The 4651-nt window shown below is 57.5% G+C and carries 2 protein-coding genes and 2 pseudogenes; 1 reads left to right on the top strand and 3 read right to left on the bottom strand.

Annotated features, from left to right (window positions below):
* Positions 1-292: 292 nt before the first annotated feature.
* From DN412_RS42185 to DN412_RS42170, 3 genes and pseudogenes are all read right to left on the bottom strand, one after another.
* Positions 293-508: pseudogene (locus tag DN412_RS42185) on the bottom strand (transposase); the annotation flags it as partial.
* A gap of 553 nt (positions 509-1061) precedes the next feature.
* Positions 1062-1913, bottom strand: a pseudogene (locus tag DN412_RS42180) (YihY/virulence factor BrkB family protein); the annotation flags it as partial.
* A gap of 1434 nt (positions 1914-3347) precedes the next feature.
* Positions 3348-3872 (bottom strand): DUF4142 domain-containing protein, encoded by a 525-nt coding sequence (locus tag DN412_RS42170; protein WP_115216898.1) that lies wholly within the window; start codon positions 3870-3872, stop codon positions 3348-3350.
* A gap of 189 nt (positions 3873-4061) precedes the next feature.
* Between DN412_RS42170 and DN412_RS43695 the strand changes: the two genes are divergently transcribed.
* Positions 4062-4238 (top strand): hypothetical protein, encoded by a 177-nt coding sequence (locus DN412_RS43695; protein WP_161564132.1) that lies wholly within the window; start codon positions 4062-4064, stop codon positions 4236-4238.
* Positions 4239-4651: the final 413 nt, after the last annotated feature.

The raw sequence follows: 4651 nt of genomic DNA, 5'->3' as shown, positions 1-4651 counted from the left end.
GCGGCCCCGATGGCCGCCAGGACTCCCATCATGAAACTTTATGTGCAGTAAACCAACGCTGGGGACTTGCCTACAAGGCCTTTACCTCGGCTACTGCGCATAAAACCTTTCGGCCGGTAATAGCGTAAATGTGCTGCAGCACATTTGCGCTATCTCCACAGCGACGACGTCAAGCGGGCAAGGCAGTTTGGGCAGGCGTTCACGGCCTGAACTGCTTATTCTTAATCCGAATAAGGCGAAGTGTTTTCATAACCCCAAGGCTTATGATAGCAATTTGGCCTTATCTTGGTCAGAGGCGTTCTCGTTCTGACGTCGTTACGCCGTCGCGTTCACCGCTATCAATTTGGTCACGCTTGACCCATTTCAACAATGTATGGGCCGAGCACCCAATCTTTGGGGCAATGGCCTGGACCGCCGCCCATAGCGACGGATGCTCGCCGAGTTGTTCTCGCACCAGGCGAACAGCCCGCTCTTGGACTTCGGGGGAATGCTTGTTCTGCTTGTTCATGGCTCCATTCTCTCAAGACTTGGAGCCTCCTCAAAATCCGGGGCGATTCAGTTCAAGCCGACCACGCCGAAGCGCGCGGATACTCAGCTATGTGGGCCCACCCGCTCTCAAAGCAACAATCGTCGCGATTGGTCACATCAAGTCAAGACTTGCAGTAGATGTCCACGTAAGCCACACCGAATCGAATGAGTTCTCGGGTTGCAGCTGAATATCGGCCAGACTGCTCGGCGACCGTCAGCGAACCCGACAACTCGCTTAACAACGCACGTTGCTTCTTTTTGTCTCGTCCTGCCGATGTCTTGAAATGCACGAAGGCTTTCTCTGCGGCATCTGCAATGGCGGTCGCTGTGGGCTGACCGCCGTCCCCCGCTCCGGTGGCTGCACGAACAATCTCTTCGACATAGATTGCGACAATTGGCGTCATCAGCCCCTCCTGCCATTCTTGGGACTTTGCCGCGTTTGCATCTTCCATCAAGGCCCTTCTTGAACGCAGGCTACTACCCTCCCCTGCTTGACGCTCGGTAGCCGTTGCAAGCGATGGTCTCCGTGGGCCGTCTTTTAGCGATCCAAACCTCTGCGCGTACTGCCACGTAAACTCGGCGCCAAGCAGAAAGATCTGTGCAGAGTAGTACACCCACACAAGAAGTACGATGAGGGACCCGGCTGCGCCATATCCGCTCGCGACACCGCTCTTGCCGATATACAAGCCAATCAGGAATTTCCCTAGTGTAAAAAGCAGCGCGGTGACTGCAGCGCCGAGCCAAACGTCCAGCCAGCGCACTTTCGCGCGCGGCATGATCTTGTAGATCATGGCGAATACCACAGTCATCAGCACCAGGCTGACCATCGTGTCCAGGATGTGCCCAATCGCCTCACCTTCCCACACGCGGCCCATCGCTGAAATGCCAGCACTAAGCACTAGAGAAACAACAAGTAAAAAGCCGATGCCTAGGATCATGCCAAAGGAGAGCATGCGCGCGCGAAGCAGCGAAAAGAGGCCCGAACTCTTGAGGCAGTCTGGTACCCGCCAGATTCGGTCAAGCGCTGACTGCAGTTCAGCAAAGACTGTGGTCGCACCGACTAGCAATACCAGCACACCAAGCGCCGCAGTCAGCGTACTGGCAGCCGGCTCACTCACCGCCAACAGCATGTCTTCCACCGCTTTGGCTCCCTCGCTCCCCAGCAGTCCTTGAAGTTGACCCACTACCTCCCCGCGCGCCGCTTCCGCCCCGAACACCACTCCTGCAACAGTGATGACAATCAGCAGCAACGGTGAAATAGAAAAAACGGTGTAGTAGGCCAAAGCCGCCCCCATGCTCGGGGCATTGTCGTCAAGCCAAGAATTGACCGTGTCCCGCATTAGTTCAAACGCGGCTCGAGGCGAGAGCGGAAGGAGCGACAGCATGACGGCCCAATGGTGAGAGACATCAGTATCAACTCAGCAATTCCCGTTCCAAAAGGACCGTGCCGAGCCGGACCTGGGACGCATGGCAGTTTGGGGAGCTTTGACATTGAAAAACTTGCAAGCAATGTGTGGAAAGTGCCCTCGAATCGAGGTTTTCGCTGCGCGCCACAGGCACCAGTACGAAGGATCGTCGAACGGTCTCCCGCAGGAGTAGCGTGGACGGCCAAGCATCGCTGGGCACCACCCATTCCATCAAGTGGTCGCCGCTCAGCCCACGGTTTCCCCCGTGACCTCGTCCGGGGACATGGGCAAATTCAGCCCAAGTCCGGGAGCCGGAACGCCTTCCATGGTCAAGAAGACCGATCGAGAACGAGATTGTTGGTTGAGACCGTAGCGGCGTTGAAGTCACGAAACGTGCTTCATGATGTGCAGCGATCCCCCTTCGTCGCGCCGCTCTTACAGAATTTGCATAGGATGAGGAGCCATGCATGTCTTATGCATCACCTGACCGTGGTCCGCGCACACCGTTCCGCGACCTGACAGTGAGCCCCAAGCAGCTTCGGTCAGCAGGTGGACGCGGATGGGCCGCTTGGAATATCGCGCCATGTCCATGCGCGAACTGATGCCGTGCCTCCGCGGCGACGTTTCCGGCTGGGTATTTCCGTAGCAACCTTCGATGAAGCTTTCGCAACGTACAGCGCCACGCGAGGCCGGTGCTCGCTGAGTTTGGCTTCAGCGCGACTAACTATGTGGTGTCAGGCCAGATTGCAGGGTCAAATGTCTGGGGATTACGAGCGGCGTACCGCCCTCGCCCTCGCCCTCGATGAAAGCCGCGGAACTGCGTGAGTGGGTCACCGCGGCAATGACATCGGCGCCCATACGCTTGATCACGCAAACCTGGCGCAGCTGCCCGAGTTCCAGGACAAAAGGGACGCCGCATGAGGATGCACGGCGGCGCGATCACTGACATTCATAGCCCTAAGTGCCGGCAGAACGCAACGTTTGCATGGTATGCAGGCCATGGCCCTGGCGCTTGAAAACCCTCCATCTACTCACCACCTGCCGGCTTACCCTTAGCACTCGCCTCTACATGGCCAACGCGCGGCGTGCCCGCTGGTTCGGATGCAAAGTACAGATGTATGGAACGACGCCATCCCTTCTTGCCGTGTATTTCCAAGACTTCCCTGAGCCGAATGTCTTCGAGTCAAATCTGCCGTTCGATGCTGGCACCGTATGCGGAAAGGGGTCCTCGTTGATCCAGACGACGATGTCTCCCACGCTGTACCGGGAATGACAGCGGTTTGTATGAAGTGGCCTCTATCAGTACGGTATGGGTAACCGGGTTGGCACGCGTCGAGCAGCTTACCGGCGCAGCTATTACAGCAACCCTGAGCCAGGCGGCGAGCCGCGTTTCGGAACGTGCCAAGTGGTCGGTCATTTCTTGCCGAGCGAGCTTTGGATTTGCTTGGCGTGCTCAAGATGGGCAACCAATGCCGGTCGCACCTTCACGAGCAATGATTTCAGTTCATCGTTCTTGGCGCTTGGAATCAAGGTCTTGTCAATGGCATCGAGCACTGCCTGGTGATAGACCACCTCGTTGTCGATATAAGCGTTGTCGAACTCGGCACCCTTAAGGCCTTTGAGCTTGCTGAGGTTCTTGTCGCCATCTGACTTGAGGCTTGCGCTGGTCGGATTGTCTTCGGGCTTAACCTTCAACTTCTTCACTAGCGCAGTCGCGGATTTGTTAACACCGGTGTGATCCGTGATCATTTGCTGCGCAAAGGCCTTGACATCCTTGGCCGAGGCCTTGCTCTTTGCCAGCTTCCCGGCGTTAATATCGACCTGATTTGCCGTGACCACGATCGACGCAATCTGCGCGTCATTGACCGTATCCGCAGCAAACGCGCTGCCGGCCGGAATCAGTATGGCGACAACCAAAACGACTTTTGCAAGTTTCATGGCTTCCCTCCACTGCATGAAAATGGCACTAACAGTATAGAAAGATTTATCATGTTGTGAACTATTTGGCGGGCGCGTCGTTGCCAACCAGGCGCGATGACGGAAGACGGCCGAACTGCCGACCGTTACGGTCATAGCTGCCCAGTTCGCGTCGGGATATGACTGACGCGCCCCGACGACGCGAGCCTGTTGTCCGGCGATCTCGCTGGCAAGCTGTTGCTCGCGATCGCGCCAAATGAGAACGTGCTGCGCGAATACACTGCGACCATGTCCTCGATGTCGTGGCGCTATTCGACTTGGTTAAGCTCGGGCTGCTCGCTGGCTGAAGGCTTGATCCGGCCAATGCGTCATCGTCGGCCGACGTGACGGCTGAACTTTAAGACGCCGGCACTGGCAGAGGCGAGTTTTGCTGTCCCTGGCAGACGAATCGAAGCTCGCGCGTTGCGCTGCAGCAACGGCAATGCACCGGAACCTTTAGTCGCCGCCTTGCTGGCGCGCTGCGGTCTCCCAACGCGGACGTGCCCGTCCTCATCGAGCGCTTCCATGTCCCCACGAAGGCCAAATCATTGGATGCGCTGCGCGGAATCGCATGGCCTAGACATCCTGATTCGCTCAGTCGCAGTCGATCTGGCTTACGCGAACAAGGTGTCGCCACCGTAACCGTCAGCGGAACCCGTCTGGCGAGTAGAGGGCGGCGATGAGAAGGTAGGAGCTTCACGATCACTGGGAGTGAAGCGATGGCCAATCAGCGGGAAGGCAAGAGCGGACGAGCCGGGGCA

This window comes from Cupriavidus lacunae (genome assembly GCF_003353055.1).
Classification (GTDB): domain Bacteria; phylum Pseudomonadota; class Gammaproteobacteria; order Burkholderiales; family Burkholderiaceae; genus Cupriavidus; species Cupriavidus lacunae.
This window is presented reverse-complemented; position numbering and strand designations above follow the sequence as displayed.

Bases quoted from the DNA above. Each gene is read 5' to 3' on its own strand.
- DN412_RS42170 (WP_115216898.1), bottom strand. From the start codon at position 3,872: ATGAAACTTGCAAAAGTCGTTTTGGTTGTCGCCATACTGATTCCGGCC.